Source organism: Streptomyces sp. SBT349, assembly GCF_001083795.1.
Classification (GTDB): domain Bacteria; phylum Actinomycetota; class Actinomycetes; order Streptomycetales; family Streptomycetaceae; genus Streptomyces.
In genome coordinates this window covers 1-2391 of record NZ_LAVK01000591.1, presented here as the reverse complement: position 1 = coordinate 2391, position 2391 = coordinate 1, and the positions used below count along the sequence as shown (strand labels likewise).

Annotated in this window: 1 protein-coding gene and 1 pseudogene; both read right to left on the bottom strand. The window is 75.2% G+C overall.

The genetic code is table 11. From position 1 onward, the window contains the following. Window positions 1-286: 286 nt before the first annotated feature. On the bottom strand, window positions 287-2113 hold the full coding sequence (locus ADY01_RS34960) for an ABC-F family ATP-binding cassette domain-containing protein (RefSeq protein WP_049580861.1): 1827 nt from the start codon (window positions 2111-2113) through the stop codon (window positions 287-289). Continuing rightward, window positions 2106-2391: pseudogene (locus tag ADY01_RS34955) on the bottom strand (4-(cytidine 5'-diphospho)-2-C-methyl-D-erythritol kinase); the annotation flags it as partial. The pseudogene ADY01_RS34955 and the gene ADY01_RS34960, both read right to left, overlap by 8 nt.

Below are 2391 nucleotides of genomic sequence, written 5' to 3'. Positions count from 1 at the left end.
CATGTCACAGCCGCCGCCACCGCCGAACCAGCCCCCGCCGCCCGCGGGCGGCGGGGGCTGGTTCGGCGGTGGCGGCGGCTGTGACATGGATCCCCCTGGGGCCGGTCGGCCACGGCTGCACATGCGCGTGGTCGCGGGGCTGGCGATGGAGTGCGTGCGGGCCCGGCGGTCACCGGGCGCGGCTCGGCTGAGAAGACCTCTTTTTACCATCGGACTCCCGCGGGGCCCCCCGCGGTTCCTGGCTCCGGTCACGTTCCGGGCACACCGGACCCGTTCCGGTGCCGCGCTAGGCGCCGTCGGCGAGCTCCAGCCAGCGGGTCTCCAACTCGTCGCGCTGCTCGGTCAGCTCGCGCAGCCGCGCGTCGAGACCGGCGATGCGCTGGAAGTCCGTGGCGTTCTCGGCCATTTCGCTGTGCAGCGCCGACTCCTTCTCCCCGAGGCGGTCCAACTGCCGCTCGATGCGCTGGATCTCCTTCTGCGTGGCGCGCGAGAGCTGGGCGGCGGGCGCGGCCCGGTCCTCGGGGGTCGGCGGCGCCGCCCGGGGCGCGGGGGCCGGCGGCTGCGCGGAAGCGGCCTCCGCCAGGCGGGCGGTGCGGCGTTCCACGTACTCCTCGATGCCGCGCGGCAGCATCCGCAGCCTGCCGTCGCCGAGCAGCGCGAAGACGCGGTCGGTGGTCCGTTCCACGAAGTAACGGTCGTGGCTGACCACCACGAGCGAGCCCGGCCAGCCGTCGAGCACGTCCTCCAGCTGGGTGAGCGTCTCAATGTCCAGGTCGTTGGTCGGCTCGTCGAGGAACAGCACGTTGGGCTCGTCCATCAGCAGCCGCAGGATCTGGAGCCGCCGCCGCTCGCCGCCCGACAGGTCCCCGACCGGGGTCCACTGGCGCTCCCTGCCGAAGCCGAAGCGCTCGCAGAGCTGCGACGCGGTCATCTCCCGGCCTCCGCCCAGGTCGACGCGGGCCCTGATCTGCTCGACGGCCTGGAGCACGCGCAGCTGCGGGGCGACCTCGGCGACCTCCTGCGAGAGATACGCCAGCCGCACGGTCTTGCCCACCGTGATCCGCCCGGCGCTCGCCTCGCCCGCGGCCATGGCGCGCAGCAGCGACGTCTTGCCCGCGCCGTTCACCCCGACCAGGCCGACGCGGTCGCCGGGGCCGAGCTGCCAGGTGAGGTGGGTCAGCAGCTCGCGGTCGCCCGCGGCGACGGTCACGTCCTCCAGGTCGTAGACCGTCTTGCCGAGGCGGGCGCTGGCGAACCGCGTCAGCTCGGCGTTGTCGCGGGGCGGCGGGACGTCGGCGATCAGGGCGTTGGCCGCCTCGACGCGGAACCGGGGCTTGCTGGTCCTCGCCGGGGCGCCGCGGCGCAGCCACGCCAGCTCCTTGCGGACCAGGTTCTGCCGCTTGGCCTCCTCCCCCGCCGCCAGGCGTTCGCGCTCGGCGCGGGCGAAGACGTAGTCGCTGTAGCCGCCCTCGTAGGTGTGGACCGTGCCGCGCAGCACGTCCCACATGCGGGTGCAGACCTGGTCGAGGAACCAGCGGTCGTGGGTCACCACGACCAGGGCGGAGCGGCGTCCGCGCAGGTGGGAGGCGAGCCAGGCGATGCCTTCCACGTCGAGGTGGTTGGTCGGCTCGTCGAGGACGATGAGGTCCTGGTCGGCGATGAGGAGCTTGGCCAGCGCGATCCTGCGCCGCTCGCCGCCGGAGAGGGGGCCGATCACGGTGTCGAGGCCGAGCGGGAAGCCGGGCAGGTCGAGGCCGCCGAAGAGGCCGGTGAGCACGGTGCGGACCCGGGCGTCGCCCGCCCACTCGTGGTCGGCGAGGTCGCCGATGACCTCCTGGCGGACCGTGGCGGCCGGGTCGAGGGAGTCGTGCTGGGTGAGCACGCCGAGGCGCAGGCCGCCGGAGTGGGTCACGCGGCCCTCGTCGGGCTCCTCCTGCCGGGCGAGGATGCGGACGAGGGTGGTCTTGCCGTCGCCGTTGCGCCCCACGACGCCGATCCGGTCCCCCTCGCCGACGCCGAGGGAGACGCCGTCGAGCACCGCGCGGGTGCCGTAGACCTTGCCGACGGACTCCAGGTTGGCGAGATTCCGTGCGGGTTTGGGGGACTCAGGCATGGGACTCGATGGTAGTCGCCCCGGGGGCGGGACCCGTGGTCGCACGGGCGTCGCGGCAGGTGCCGCCCGCCGCCAGCCCGGCGGCGAGGCGGGCGGCGGCCTCGGCGTCGGCGGCGAGGAAGGCGCAGGTGGGGCCCGAGCCGGAGACGATGCCCGCGAGGGCGCCGCCCGCGGTGCCCGCGGCCAGGGTGGCGGCGAGGGAGGGGCGCAGCGAGAGGGCGGCGGGCTGGAGGTCGTTGGCGAGGGCGGTGGCGAGGGCGTGCGCGTCGCCGGTGCGC